Here is a 14,223-nt window from a genome sequence, read left to right on the forward strand (position 1 = left end):
ATGACGCAGCGCAAATATTTCGGCACCGACGGTATCCGCGGAAAGGTAGGCGAGAGCAATATCAACCCAGAGTTTGTTACAAAACTCGGGTGGGCAGCAGGTAAGGTCCTTGCCGGACGAGGGACGAACAAAGTACTTATTGGTAAAGACACGCGTATTTCTGGCTACATGTTAGAGTCGTCTTTAGAGGCGGGTTTATCGGCTGCTGGTATCAATATCGGCTTGCTAGGCCCCATGCCAACGCCAGCCATTGCTTATCTCACCAAAACATTTCGCTCAGAAGCAGGGATAGTGATTAGTGCGTCACATAATCCCTTTTATGACAACGGCATTAAATTTTTCTCAGCGCAAGGCTTTAAGCTTGATGATGATATCGAATTAGCGATTGAAGATATGCTTGAGCGTCCAATGACATGTGTGGCATCTGATAAGCTGGGTAAGGCTACGCGTATAAACGACGCTGCGGGTCGTTATATTGAGTTTTGTAAGGGGACATTCCCTTCAGAATTATCGCTGACAGATCTTAAAATTGTTGTGGACTGCGCACATGGCGCAACGTACCACATTGCCCCCAATGTATTGAGAGAGTTAGGTGCTACGGTTATCGAACTTGGTACAGCGCCGAACGGTTTAAATATTAACGACGGTGTAGGCGCAACCTCAATGGATGCGATTGTTGAAAAGGTTAAGGAGACCGGCGCTGATCTTGGCTTTGCCCTAGACGGCGATGGCGATCGCATTATGATGGTAGACCACCTTGGTAATGTGCTTGATGGTGACCAGATTGTTTACATCATTGCCCGCGACGCGCTTAAGAACGGCAAAATGCAGGGTGGCGTCGTTGGCACTTTGATGAGCAATTTAGGCCTTGAAAATGCGTTGTCAAAGCTTGGTGTTCCCTTCGCAAGAAGTAATGTTGGCGACCGTTATGTGATGGAGCTGCTACAACAAAAAGGCTGGTCTATTGGCGGTGAAAACTCGGGTCATGTTCTCAATCTTAATATGAGCTCTACGGGTGACGGCATTGTAGCCGGGCTTCAAGTGCTTGCAGCAATGCTTCGTTCGCACATGGACTTACACGACTTAGCGAGTGGGTTTGAAATGTACCCGCAAACGCTAGTTAACGTGAGGTACGCTAACCAAGAAGTGGATTATTTAGCACACAGCAATGTACAAAATGCTAAGAAAGAGGCTGAGTCTGCGTTAGGTAAAACGGGCAGGGTACTTCTACGTAAAAGTGGTACTGAGCCGTTAATTCGTGTGATGGTTGAGTCGAATGACGAAAGCCAATCTCACAAATGGGCAGAGCATATTGCTGAAACTGTTCGTAATCTCGCCAATTAGTTGGCGTAGCAGGAAATTTTGCTTTTTGTGCTTGTATCTTCTCAATTAAATAGTTAATATCACGCCCGCTTTGAAGACAGGGCTAAGGTCTGCGTTGTGAGTAAAAATCTTAGAAAGCCATTCGTGGCTGGCAACTGGAAAATGAACGGAAATTTGGCATTAGTTGCTGAATTTAATCAAAAACTGGCGAATGTAAAAGCTGATTCGGAAATCGTAATTTGCGCTCCTTCACTTCTTTTACACGCATTTGAAACCCATTCGTTTGCCATTGGTGCTCAAAACGTAAGTCATCTTAATAACGGCGCTCACACTGGTGAGTTGTCAGTTGAAATGCTTAAAGAAGCAGGTTGCGGTTACGCAATTGTTGGGCATTCAGAAAGACGAGAAGACCAAGGCGAGTCAAGCGAACTTGTTGCATTAAAGGCAAAGCAATGTGTTTCTTCAGGTGTCGTACCCATCATTTGTGTAGGTGAGCCACTTGAAGTGAGAGAAGCAGATGATGTTGAATCGTTTGTTGGTGAGCAACTAGATGCACTAGTTAGCGCCATGTCGGTAGACGAACTCAGCAAAACTGTTATTGCATACGAGCCGATTTGGGCAATTGGTACTGGTAAAACAGCCAGCCCTGAGCAAGCACAAGAAGTACACGAATTTATTCGCGGCTACTTTAATAAAGTAGACGCACAATTGGCTCAAGGCCTTCGTATTTTGTACGGTGGTAGTGTTAAGCCAGATAATGCTGAAACCCTATTTGCACAGAAAGATGTTGATGGCGGTTTAATTGGCGGAGCCAGTTTAAAAGCTGAAGATTTTATTTCAATTTGCCAAGCGGCAAACTGACGAGGTATTTATGATTTACGAAGTGCTATTAGTAGCATACCTAATTGTAGCGCTATTACTTATTGGATTTGTATTGATCCAACAAGGTAAAGGTGCAGATATGGGCGCTTCATTTGGCTCAGGCGGTTCAAACACTGTTTTCGGTTCATCAGGTTCAGGTAACTTCATGACTCGTACGACCGCTATATTAGCAGGCTTGTTCTTCTTAATTAGCCTTTCTTTGGGTGCAATGACTGCAAACCGTGAAAGCGCAGAAGATGAGTGGAACAACCTAGAAGTTCCAGCGGCAGTAGAAGAGTCAGTAGAGCTACCAGCTGATCAAGACGTACCAGTTATTGAAGATGCAGCTCAAACTGACGTTCCTGTTGTTGAAAGCGATGTGACAGACGTACCAAAGTCTGACGACGCTGAAGGTTCAAACTAAAAAGTTTTCGCGGAAGTGGTGGAATTGGTAGACACGCCATCTTGAGGGGGTGGTGAGCATTGCTCGTGCGGGTTCAAGTCCCGCTTTCCGCACCAAATAAATGTAAAGGCCAGCGCAATGCTGGCCTTTTCTGTTTTTACACCGTGAAATTCTTGTTAAGGTGACCCTGTACGCTCACTTTTAACTGGCCTTGTTAATTGTAACAAAGCGTTAAAATCTAAAATTTACAGGATGTTATGTCTGTTCCTATTTTTATTATTCAGCTATGCTTTTCAATACTTAGTCATACTGTCTGCGACATAAACAAAACAATTTTTACGAGGCACTATAGTGCAAAAAACACTTAGTCAGAGTTTGTTCCAAACCCTATTCATAGGGATTGTGATAGCATCACTTCTGATAATTGGAGCAGTGTGGCGCTCAGCCAATACTCTCGTTGTTCAAAACATTGACCACAATATTGTTTTAGCAGAGAAAGTATTTGATAAAGTGGTTGCGGATCGTCAAGCTGTCATACGCAACGTTTCAAAAGTACTGTCTCGCTCATTTGATTTCAGGCGTGCGGTTGGCACAGAGAATATACCCTCTATTGAAGCGGCGTTTACCAGTTACGCGCAGAGACTAAACACCGATATCATCGCTCTGGTAAGTCTAGACCATCAAGTAGTTGTAACGCGTACAGACCTATTCGAAGTCGGTCAAAATGTGGAAAGTAGCCTAGCATTGGTTGCTAAAGGGAAAGACAGCGGTTTCTTCGTAGTCGATAACAAATTAGTACAGTTAAATCTAATTCGCGTAGAAATACCTACGCTTAGATATTACATGTTAATAGGCGTTGAGTTTGATAGCAGTTTATTAGAAGAACTAAAAGCGCTCGTAGACGCTGAAATTATTATCTCAAGAACTGATACCAATGACGTTCTTACGACTACCTTAAAAGAAAATGATGCGCAACGGATCCTCGCGTCAGAACACGACCCCTCGTGGATAGATGTAACGTTTAAAGACGAGCTTACTTACTTTGCCCGTGAGGTGAATATCGCCTCTGATGGCAATTTGCCGGTTAAGATAACTCTAGCTGTAGATACAACGTCTTCATTTAGTGCTTTCACACGTATTCAATTGACGATTCTGGCATTTTGCTTAGTCGCAATATTCATTGCTCTGGGTCTTTCTCTGCTGCTTGCCAGAAACGTGAGTCGACCAGTGTCTACCTTGGTAAAAGCAGTGAATAAGGTCGCGTCAGGAAGCTATGGCGCAACCCTTGACGCACCGTCGAACCTCAAAGAGATTACCGAACTTGCCAACGCAGTCGATAGCATGCAAGCAAGTATTAAAAGTCGTGAAAATCATATTCGTTATCAAGCAGAACACGACGTGCTTACCGGGCTTTTCAATCGGAACTATGTTGAAGGCTTCTTCGAGTCACAACTGCAAGAAGAAAGAGAGTTACAGGTTGTTGCCATTACCGTAATCGGATTTCGAACCATTAACGACCTCTACGGTTACTCTAACGGCGATAATACACTGAAAGCATTGGCCGAGAGGCTTCAGCGTTGGCCTGGTACATCCGCAAGATTAGCTGGCGGTGAGATTTTATATATTACGCAAGATTCACTTAATGATGACCAGCTCGAAACGCTCAAGCACATATTAGAGCAACCAGTGGAAAGTAACCTGATTGCAATTCCAGTAAAAGTCGCAATGGCGGTTATCCAGTGCCCGCAAGATGCAACAACATCAGAAGAATTATTCAGAAAAATGAATATTGTTACTGATGAAGCGATACACAGCGACAGCTGGTGCGTTCGCTACAGAACGGAATTAGAAGATAAATACAATCGCAGACTATCAATTACCACTGAACTAAAACGTGCACTGGCTAGCCAGCAAAACGAACTGTCTATGGTTTACCAGCCAAAAATAGATCTGCAGACAATGAAAGTATGCAGCATGGAAGCGCTTATTCGCTGGAATAATAGTGTTCTGGGCTTTGTTCCACCTGATGAGTTTATTACCATTGCTGAGCAAGCAGGGTTAATTGAGCAAGTTACGACTTGGGTAATGAAGCAAACCATTTCAGACTTAGCTTATTTTAGAGGCATGGGGTATGGGTTCACCGTTGCGATGAACTTATCTACTCAGGATATTCAAAATAAGGTACTTCTAGGGAAGCTAGTGTCGCTTTTAACTCAGGAAGGTCTGTCACCTGAAGCTCTGGAACTTGAAATAACAGAAAGCGATTTAGTTGCTGACGCCTCGCTTGCTATAGAGAACCTTAATGAACTAACGGCGCGGGGCTTTCATTTCGCCATCGACGACTTTGGTACAGGCTATTCGTCGTTAGCCTATTTAAAGAACTTGCCCGTAAAAACGATTAAAATTGATAAGAGTTTTATTTTGTCGCTGGCGAGTGATGAAAACGACCAGCAAATTGTTCATACCGTGCTGAGTTTGGCGAATGTGTTTAATTTAAAGGTTGTGGCTGAGGGTGTTGAAGACGTAGCGTCGCTTGAAATCTTAAAGGACTGGGGCTGTGATATCGTTCAAGGTTATTACATTAGTCGCCCACTTAGCCGTTCAGACCTTGAAGACTGGCTTCAAAATACGCCTTTCGGTGAATAGCTATTTTTTCAAATTAAATTTATTGTTTCACAGTAATCACTATGCCTTTGCCGCAGTATTTGGCGACATGGCATCGTAAATGCAAAACTAATAATGAAGCGTGTAAAACGCTCTGCGGGCCTGATTTTTTCGCCAAAGTGTGAGTATCTTGCCTACTGAGTTGTGAAATTACTTCAAAAACAAGGAATTTATTATGGACATCATTCGTATACTTTTATCGATTTTACTTCCACCGCTGGGCGTATTTTTACAAGTGGGTATCGGTGCTCACTTTTGGATTAATATCCTCTTAACTATTCTTGGCTATTTCCCAGGTGTTATTCACGCTGTTTACATCATCGCCAAAAAGTAGGTGGTGAAAAACGCTGTATTGGCGGCTATGCAATAAATCGCATAGTCGTCGCGAGTACGGCAACCAATAAAAAATAAACAAAAGCCAGCTTTTATAGCTGGCTTTTTACGTGATGACGTTTGTCGAATAGGACGATTTCGGCAACGTGACATATCCCATGTTAGGCGGTGAGCTTTTCGTCGTCTAACTCTTGCTTCATCTCTTTTTGATATTCATCTGCAAGTTTTGTTTTTTGGCGGTCATTAAGCACATTGCCTGCAACTTGGAAGAATTCCTGTTCTTCGTCGGCAAGGTGATGCTCTACCTTTTCCTGAAGTGTTTTCAAATGACGTAACCAAGCTGGTGAACTCATATCCGTATCATCGAGCTTTGCGAGTAGCTCATCAATTTCGTGATGCTCTGCAATGCCGTGACGTGTTAAATCTACAGTGGCATCTTTCTCCAAAAGATGAGAATAGAAATGGCGCTCTTCAGCGATGGCATGACTTTCAAGCTGTGTCTTAAGCTCTTGATAATATTCACGGCGCGCAGCAGTGTTTCCGCTTGTTTCAGCTAGAATTTTAAGCAGTAAACGTTGCTTTTCATGGTCTTGACGCAAAGCTTCAAAAATTTTCATGGGTAGTTCCTTATAAATACCTAAAAAATGAATCACACCTGTGGTAATGCTATTTTTATTCCATGAATGAGATATTTGTTACGCGCTGATTTTTAAAAGAAATTTCAAATGAAGTGACACAGAGTCATTGAGTTGGGGAAGGGGACAACGCAAATTTTACAAGTCAGTTTCCGATAAATTCACGGCAGTAAGTCCGTGAATTTACCGAAAGAGGGAGATGGGATATGCGCTACACGCCTTGTGCGACCATGGCGTCAGCGAGTCTACGAAATGCTGCTACATTGGCGCCTTTCATATAATCAACGTAGCTGCTTCCAGCATCGCCTTCAGATTTACCCTCATCAACACAACGCTGATGAATGCTTTCCATAATTGAATAGAGCTGTTCATCGAGTGCGCTTGCGTTACGTTGATTGAACATGGCGTTCTGGCTCATTTCTAAGCCTGATAGCGCAACGCCGCCAGCGTTAGATGCTTTGCCTGGTACGTATGCAATTTGGGCGTCTAAAAACAAAGCCTGCGCTTCATTTGTGCACGGCATATTCGCACCTTCTAGTACCATTTGACAGCCGTTATCTAGCAGTGATTTTGCATCTTCTTCAAGTAGTTCGTTTTGCGTAGCGCAAGGCAGTGCTATGTCGCATTTTAAATGCCAAGGCTTTTTATCAGCTATCCACTTGCCCATGTTTTCATCTGCCATGTCAGCAAGGATATTGTTGCGGTTTGCATGGTTGTCGATTGCCCATTTAAGCGCGGTATCAGTTAACCCATTCTCATTATGTAAAAGCCCTCGGCTATTAGACAGCGAAATAACTTTTCCGCCTTTCTCTACCGCTTTGAGTGCAGCATGCAACGCTACGTTTCCGGCTCCAGACACTGCAATGGTTTTGCCTTCAATTGGAGTACCTTGATGTCGACATACCGCTTCTAAAAAGTAAATTAAGCCAAAGCCTGTAGCTTCAGTACGCACATAGCTACCACCAAATTCTAAGCCTTTACCGGTTAACACGCCTTCGAACTTATTGTTTAGCCTGCGATATTCGCCATAAAGGTATCCTATTTCTCTCGCGCCGACGTTTATGTCACCTGCAGGTACATCGGTATTTGCGCCAATATGTCGCTGTAATTCACGCATGAAGGCTTGGCAAAACAACATAATGTCGCGATCAGTACGCCCTTTGGGGTTAAAGTCTGACCCGCCTTTACCTCCGCCCATGGGTAAGCCGGTCAGGGCATTCTTGAAACACTGTTCGAAAGCAAGAAACTTAAGCACCGATAAGTTGACGGTAGGATGAAAGCGCAAGCCACCTTTGTAAGGACCCATGGCTGAATTGTGCTGTACACGCCAACCTTGATTGACTTCAATATCGCCATCACTGTTCATCCACGACACGGTAAAATAAATAATGCGTTCAGGCATGCAAATGCGTCTTATAATATCGAACGCTTTGTAGTCTTTGTTTGCATTGTAAATAGGAACAATATCTTCTAATACTTCGTGTACCGCTTGTAGATATTCCGTTTCGTTAGCAAACTTCTCATTAAGAAAGGTATAGATTTCTTCAAAGTTACTTTTCTGAGTCATGTACTGCTTAATCCTTTTCTTCAAAATTGGTGAGAACGTTAAGGCTTCGAGGGCATGTTTTTATCTCAAGCTTTTCGCCTTCGTAGATCTCGCCGTCGACAGCATACGCCGTGGGCTTATCAAATGTTAACGTTATGCTTGATGCGCGTTCGTGCCGTATTGATTCAGATTGCTTCTTTGCTTCAGCTGGACTTAGCACTAGCTCTGCTAACGATGCGAATTGCTTATCAGAGCTGGGCTGAGGTATTAGCCAGGTCAAATCAAGCTTTCCATCGGTGATATCGGGCGGCTCTGCGCCCTGAGCAAGTGCTGTGGTCATTGGGGCTGCGTTTGCAATAACAAAGCTCGGCGTTTCTAAAGTTTCAGCTGGCTGGTTGTCTTTTGCTACTTTAAACGTCATGTTTTCATTATTTGAAATCGCGTTCCATAGCCCTTTTAGGTAGGCAAACTGGCCGCCTACATTCTTTTCTTCGCGATCAGCGGCCGAAATCATTTTTTCCTCGAAGCCAACTGCTGCCACCAAAAGCATAACGTGGTCGTTACAGGTCGCGGTATCTATGGCTAAGGTGTTGCCCTCTATAATGATGTCGCATGCTGTACTAATAGGCATGACTTTACTAATGTAGCCATGCAACACTTGGCTTAGTGCGTTTGCTGTACCAAAGGGGATAATCCCCATGGTAACGTCGGTGTTGACCAAAGCCGAAGCGACTTCAGTTAACGTTCCATCGCCTCCGCATGCGACAATAATGTGGGCGCCGTCTTGTTTTGCTTTCTCTGCTAGTGCCTTACCGTCTACTTCAGGTGTGGTTTCTTTCACGGTCACTTTGAATTTTTCATTTAATCGAGAAAGAACGTCATCTCGGTATTGCTCCCATTTACCGCCACCAGCAACTGGATTAACGATAAGGGTTAGATTCTTTTGTAGTGAAAGTAGGCCACCATCTCTAATCTGCTGCAGCGATGCTAATTGACGTTTGTTGAGCCTTGCCGTTTGGCGTATCTGGTTTATTTCACGTAATGCATCATCTACACTCAACGTAGGGTTTTTGGCCAGTAAATAGGCTGCAACCACCAGAACAGAGCGACCTCGTCCAAGCGCACAATGCACAACAACATTTTTCTTTTCAGAAATTTGCTGATTCAACCAATTTATTGCTAAAACAAGTTGTTCAGGAGTGGGGCTGGTATGGTCGAGTACCGGTACGTTTAAATAGCGGTAATCTTCTTGATATGCCGTCCAATCCAGTCCATCAAATTCAGCGGTTACGTCAAGAATGGCATCAATGTTGTTTTCGTTTAAAAGGCTAACGTGTTTTCCCGACATGCGGCATGCAAGGAATAAGTGCGGCTCAATTTTTTGTAGGGGAGGGACTTTATCCGTTCTGCGTGCGTATTCATTGTAAAGCCAAGAGCCCAGTAAAAAAGGTACAAAAATCCAGCGTATGTAGAATGGTATTGAGCCATCCTCACGTTTGCGAAACAGGCTTGGATAGTTGAGCAAATAGGCGCTGCTTACGGCAATAAGGGAAAATGCAATCCAACCAAATACCACTTTTAATAATATCACTGGCACGGTCAGCGTTAGTGCTAACGCCACTAATGCACCAAGTACGTAATACTTCACCATTTTCACGATTAACACATCCTTTGTAATTGGAAAGAGCAAACAGTCTATGCATCTATACTTACACTGGAGCGTTTTCGTTTACTTTTGTCGCAATAGGGTTGAACTATCACGTACCGGTAAACGTATGCTTTGGTATTGAAAATATGAGCGTTTCAAATGAAGAATAGTGCGGTACTAAAGGTTGCGAACTTTGTATGGTTCCAAGGAATTTGGTGGCTGGTCATCTTGTTCCAGAATAAAGCAGTAATTCCAGTGTTAGGGTTAATCCTTTTGTGGATAGCCATTTCGCCCAAGCGAGTGGAAGATATAAAGCTAATGGGCACGGTATTTTTACTGGGCACGGTGGTTGATGCACTTTTAACCCTGAGCGGGCTGTTCATTTTTAACGAGACAGAAACGCTGGTCAGCTTCTGGCCAATTCCAATTTGGCTAAGTATTCTATGGGCAGCCTTTGCAGGTACGGTTTATCACAGTTTAACCGCCTTTAATGGTCGAATGGCCGTTGCGGCGGTTGCTGGAGCTATCTTCGCGCCGCTCAGTTATATCGCCGGCGCCAAATTCGGCGCGGTTGAATTGGGCGCAAGCGTAGTGCTTTCTTATATTTTTATCGCTCTAGTGTGGAGTGTAATCTTCCCGCTGTGTTTTTATTTATCCAATCGTTTTGAGGCAAAACAAGCCCAAGCGTAAATGCAAGGAGTGTATTGGCAATGACGAAAAACGTATTAGTTACAGGTGGAAACAGAGGTATAGGTCTAGAAATAGTAAAAGGAATGCTGTCTAAAGGCTATAAAGTGCTGATGGGGTGTCGAGACGAAGAGGCCGGCCTTGAAGCCAATAAAGATATTGTGGGAGGGGATTTGCATATTATTGAGATGCCTCTTGATAACGAAACCGCCATCGTCGATGCGTTTGTTCGAGCTGAGGCCGTGTATGGCCCTATTGATATCCTCATAAACAATGCAGGAATCTTAGACGACACGCCATGGAAAGATGTAAATTCTGAGACGTTGGCTAAATCGATGCAAATTAATGTGAACGCCCCGCTTACACTTATCCAGCAAACGTTACCGCAAATGATTGAGCGAGGTTTTGGACGTATTATCAATGTAAGCTCTAGTTACGGTAGCTTCGCCGAGGGACTGAAAGGACCAATGTGCTATGCGATAACAAAGGCTGCTATTAATGCGCTTACGGTTAAGATGGCAGCGGTAGTTGATGAAGCTGCTGACGGTAAGTCTCTTGATGTAACCGTTAATAGCATGACCCCGGGTTGGGTGCATACCAGAATGGGTGGAAGTGATGCGCCCAAAACGCCCGAGGAGGGAGCAGATACGGCTATTTGGTTAGCAACCATGGAAGAGGGTGGCCCCCATGGCCAATTCTTAAAAGATAGAGAGCCTATAGAGTGGTAGCCTTAATTAACTAGCCTAATTCATATAGTTTGAAGGCTACCATTTTCACGATGCTTTTTAATCAGCATCTTCTAAAGTGAGAATCGCTCTCGTAGAAAGCGGGCGATTCCATCTTCATCGTGATGCCCAATGACGGAAGTGGCGGCGTCTTTGATATAAGGTTTAGCGTTAGAAGGTGCATAAGCCTCGTCTGCTAGCTTAAACATACTTAAATCATTATCACTGTCGCCAAACACAATAACGTTGCTTGCATTCAACTGTTGGCGCAAAAGCTCTACCGCACTACCTTTATTCGCAAGATTGTGGTGTACATCCATCCAACGGTACTCATCCCCTTCGATAGCTGGCCCAGAGTACGCTATCAGTCCTTCGTGCATGTTGAGCTGCTTATACATGTCATAGACTAGCGGTGCATCTCCGATCATACTGATGTTTGTTATATGTGCATTAGCAGGTAGCGACTCAATAGACGCTAATCGCGCTTTAGTGCGCGAAAAATACTTTTCAATTAAATCGTGTTCCACCTGATGCTTAGGCGACGAATGGTAAATCACGTGCTCGTGATCTGGGCTATCCATATTCACTGTGTTAATGAAAGGCGTAATATTATTATTTACGGCGTGCTCGATAATAAGATTTACTTCACTGGGCGCGAGCAAATTTTCTAGTGTTAGCGCGTTTCCGGCAGGATCCCAAATTGCCACCCCATTATTATAAATGTGAGGGAGTACAAAAGACTGACCTTGTAGCACAAATTGCGCTGAATGCATGGTACGACCCGTCGCTACGGTGAATGCAATGTCTCTCTCACCAAGCAAGCCCAACGTCTCTTTAGTAAACGAGGAGATTTCAGAAGACTTATTTAATAAAGTGCCATCTAAATCAAAAAATATTAAATCCATACAATTGGTGCCTAATCTCTCTTTCAGAATAACGCCGACCAAACGACGAAGGGCAATAAACGTGGAGTTCGTTATATTGCCCTTCGAAAATATTGGAACAGCTAGATTGATAACTCCGCTATGATTACTGTATCACATTCTGCTTTGAAGCAGCGTTCCATATTATGTCGCTAGTCTTGCTACCGAATAGATTCGACCACTTTGTCGGTGTGCTGCTTCAGTAATTGCGAGACTTTAGAAGCAGACTGTGACTTTTTAAGGTTAATTACCAGCGCAACTTTACCATATCTAACCGCGTGTCTTACGGTTTGTATAACCTCATTTCTGTCCGGACGTAAACCGATTAAACCCGCTATGAATAACCCAATGAATATGCCTGGGCTAATTAGTGCTATGTAGGTAAACAAAGGATTTTGTTGAGTAAGCGCTGGGCCAAACTGCGTTAACAAAAATGCCGCCACTAAACCTACAATCAGACCGATTGAACCAAGCAACAGGTGGGACGACCACATGCTTTTGCCAATGGATGCGCTGTTACGTTCAAGTTTTTCACTCATTTTAGGGTCGCCAGCTTCGATAATTTCTACTTGAGATACCTCAACAGATGTTTGGTCTTGAACTATCTCAAGTACTTCCTGCACTTTACGTTTTGACGGAAATACAGCCGCGACTTGCAAGTCACCGGTTGATACAACATGGGCTCTCAAATTCTCATGTTCATTACTGTTTTCGCTTTTTGACTCTACGTTTTTCGAACTTTGAACATTCATCTTTAAATCCTCGACTTCTTACTTGGACTCTCTAAATCAATCCACTTCACTTGCACTTCAAAGGGTATTGCTGTTCGGCTTCACCTAAGTGCATAGGTAACTCGACAACTATTGTTCATACTTATTCAAGTTGCATTCCGACGAAGAAAAGTAGCGGTTTATACTTTAGTAGAAAAAAGAGAGGGTTTGTTTTTATGCTATTGTTATTAATGGTTATTTTCGGAATGTTAAATATGATTTAGTAAGCTTTAAGGCCAAATAAAGAAGGATTTCGAAGCGATATGCTGAGTTTTAGCAAGCGCCGCTACCGGACCAAACAGCCGGTACTGTGATAATTTTACACATAGCGTGAAAATTCGTTATGGCCTTTAAAATCACTGTCTTGCCGTGGAAGCGTCGGCTTGCGGCAAGGTTACTTGCGTGTAGTGATCATTTCTGTACGTTCTTCTGTAGATTCTATTTATAAATTGAGATTTGGTACCGTTGTTTGCAATCTGACTAAGAAAGCACAGCGAGCATCTGCGGCCGTAGCAGCACCTTAACAGTCGGTCTTCTTAGCTGGTAAGGAAAGGAGTATCTATAAATGAAACGGATTAAAGGCTATTGCAACGTCTACTCTGATGATAGCCATCTATCAATAAGGCGCATCGCTTGCGGTGATAAACGGTTTTACTATCGCTATGCAAGTGGAAAGAAAGTCACAGGAGAGCGCGTGCTAAAGCGTATCAAAAAGCTTGTCATTCCTCCAAATTGGCGCGACACCTTTATAAGCCGTGATAGTAAAGCCAGCGTTCAAGCTGTCGGCTATGACGAAAAAGGACGTAAACAATATATCTATCACAACAAATGGCACGAGCAGCAGCAAGTAGAAAAATTTGAGCGTTTGGTTGCCTTTGGTAATGCACTTCCTGGGTTCCGTGAGCACTGTCTTTCATTAATTTCACAGCCAACATGGACGCAAGAAAGAGCTTGCGCGCTGGTGTGCCTGTTGCTCGATTACACAGGTGCTAGAGTTGGCAACGCTCAATATAGCAAGGAAAATAACACATATGGGTTAACTACATTGCGGCGCAAGCATGTGCAAGCGCAGTGTGACGATAGTGTTGAACTTGCTTACATTGGTAAGCACGGCAAACCAAGAACACTAAAAGTAAACGACCCTGAGCTTGCTTCATTAGTTTGTGACTGTGCGCAACAACAAGGTTACTGTTTATTTCGTTATCAAGATAAGAATAAACAATGGCACGACGTAACGAGCGAAGACGTTAATGCGTTCATCCACAACGAACTAAGTGAACAGTTCAGTTGCAAAGACTTTCGAACGTGGGCATCAAGTCGATTTGCACTAACAAACCTGCCCAGTGTTTATGAACAGATAGCAAACTCCAGAACCAAGAAATGGGAGAGTACGTTAAGTAAGTGTGTTGCAGCAGAACTTGGCAATACTCCCACCGTTTGCAGGAAATATTATATTCATCCGAAACTATTTACTGTGAAAAATGACGAAAAGGCGTGTGAGAAGCTAATTAATCGGGTTCGCTCGCTACATAGTGAAGATTGTACGCAACTTACCCATTTACTGCCTGTAGAAAAGCTTCTTTTGGATGTTATTTCGTCTGAGTGCGCGTAACAAAGTATTTTTAATGAAAATGTTTTAGCTGATAGTAAAGTTGCTGTTTTTTGCGACTTTTCAGCTAAAGTTAAATTGTTTCATAAATGACTT

General features: G+C 43.5%; 13 protein-coding genes and 1 tRNA gene. 9 read left to right on the forward strand and 5 right to left on the reverse strand.

The annotated features are described in order from the left end of the window. The 6 genes from glmM to MASE_RS19910 all read left to right on the forward strand — a co-directional run bounded on the left by glmM (position 1) and on the right by MASE_RS19910 (position 5,585). A complete protein-coding gene (glmM, locus tag MASE_RS08700) occupies positions 1 to 1,344 on the forward strand; it encodes a phosphoglucosamine mutase (protein WP_014949367.1) in 1,344 nt (447 codons plus the stop codon). 96 nt (positions 1,345 to 1,440) lie between these two features. After that, a complete protein-coding gene (gene tpiA, locus MASE_RS08705; RefSeq protein WP_014949368.1) occupies positions 1,441 to 2,184 on the forward strand; it encodes a triose-phosphate isomerase in 744 nt (247 codons plus the stop codon). A 10-nt stretch (positions 2,185 to 2,194) separates the two neighbouring features. Continuing rightward, positions 2,195 to 2,608: a preprotein translocase subunit SecG gene (gene secG / locus MASE_RS08710; RefSeq protein ID WP_014949369.1), complete on the forward strand. Its 414-nt coding sequence runs from the start codon at positions 2,195 to 2,197 to the stop codon at positions 2,606 to 2,608. Positions 2,609 to 2,617: 9 nt separating this feature from the next. Then, positions 2,618 to 2,703: transfer RNA gene (locus MASE_RS08715), tRNA-Leu, on the forward strand. A gap of 235 nt (positions 2,704 to 2,938) precedes the next feature. Then, complete coding sequence (locus MASE_RS08720) at positions 2,939 to 5,233, forward strand: putative bifunctional diguanylate cyclase/phosphodiesterase (protein WP_014949370.1); 2,295 nt, start codon at positions 2,939 to 2,941, stop codon at positions 5,231 to 5,233. A 193-nt stretch (positions 5,234 to 5,426) separates the two neighbouring features. Then, complete coding sequence (locus MASE_RS19910) at positions 5,427 to 5,585, forward strand: YqaE/Pmp3 family membrane protein (RefSeq protein ID WP_014949371.1); 159 nt, start codon at positions 5,427 to 5,429, stop codon at positions 5,583 to 5,585. Between the two features lie 160 nt (positions 5,586 to 5,745). On the opposite strand, the gene MASE_RS08730 is transcribed toward MASE_RS19910, so the two are convergent. From MASE_RS08730 to MASE_RS08740, 3 genes are all read right to left on the reverse strand, one after another. Then, a complete protein-coding gene (locus MASE_RS08730; RefSeq protein WP_014949372.1) occupies positions 5,746 to 6,201 on the reverse strand; it encodes a hemerythrin domain-containing protein in 456 nt (151 codons plus the stop codon). A 229-nt stretch (positions 6,202 to 6,430) separates the two neighbouring features. Beyond that, positions 6,431 to 7,786, reverse strand: coding sequence for an NADP-specific glutamate dehydrogenase (gdhA, locus tag MASE_RS08735; protein WP_014949373.1), 1,356 nt, complete (start codon positions 7,784 to 7,786; stop codon positions 6,431 to 6,433). Positions 7,787 to 7,793: 7 nt separating this feature from the next. After that, positions 7,794 to 9,422, reverse strand: coding sequence for a diacylglycerol kinase family protein (locus MASE_RS08740; protein WP_014949374.1), 1,629 nt, complete (start codon positions 9,420 to 9,422; stop codon positions 7,794 to 7,796). A gap of 150 nt (positions 9,423 to 9,572) precedes the next feature. Between MASE_RS08740 and MASE_RS08745 the strand changes: the two genes are divergently transcribed. Together MASE_RS08745 and MASE_RS08750 are read left to right on the forward strand one after the other, a co-directional pair. Next, positions 9,573 to 10,103 (forward strand): DUF2878 domain-containing protein, encoded by a 531-nt coding sequence (locus MASE_RS08745; protein WP_014949375.1) that lies wholly within the window; start codon positions 9,573 to 9,575, stop codon positions 10,101 to 10,103. A 20-nt stretch (positions 10,104 to 10,123) separates the two neighbouring features. After that, a complete protein-coding gene (locus tag MASE_RS08750; RefSeq protein ID WP_014949376.1) occupies positions 10,124 to 10,828 on the forward strand; it encodes an SDR family NAD(P)-dependent oxidoreductase in 705 nt (234 codons plus the stop codon). 71 nt (positions 10,829 to 10,899) lie between these two features. On the opposite strand, the gene MASE_RS08755 is transcribed toward MASE_RS08750, so the two are convergent. Further along, the gene (locus tag MASE_RS08755; RefSeq protein WP_014949377.1) at positions 10,900 to 11,730 is read right to left on the reverse strand and encodes an HAD family hydrolase; all 831 of its coding nucleotides are present in this window, start codon (positions 11,728 to 11,730) and stop codon (positions 10,900 to 10,902) included. A gap of 179 nt (positions 11,731 to 11,909) precedes the next feature. Further along, on the reverse strand, positions 11,910 to 12,500 hold the full coding sequence (locus MASE_RS08760) for a hypothetical protein (RefSeq protein WP_014949378.1): 591 nt from the start codon (positions 12,498 to 12,500) through the stop codon (positions 11,910 to 11,912). A 583-nt stretch (positions 12,501 to 13,083) separates the two neighbouring features. Between MASE_RS08760 and MASE_RS08765 the strand changes: the two genes are divergently transcribed. Then, positions 13,084 to 14,130: a DNA topoisomerase IB gene (locus tag MASE_RS08765; protein WP_014949379.1), complete on the forward strand. Its 1,047-nt coding sequence runs from the start codon at positions 13,084 to 13,086 to the stop codon at positions 14,128 to 14,130. Positions 14,131 to 14,223 lie beyond the last annotated feature (93 nt).

This window comes from Alteromonas macleodii ATCC 27126 (assembly GCF_000172635.2).
Lineage (GTDB): Bacteria > Pseudomonadota > Gammaproteobacteria > Enterobacterales > Alteromonadaceae > Alteromonas > Alteromonas macleodii.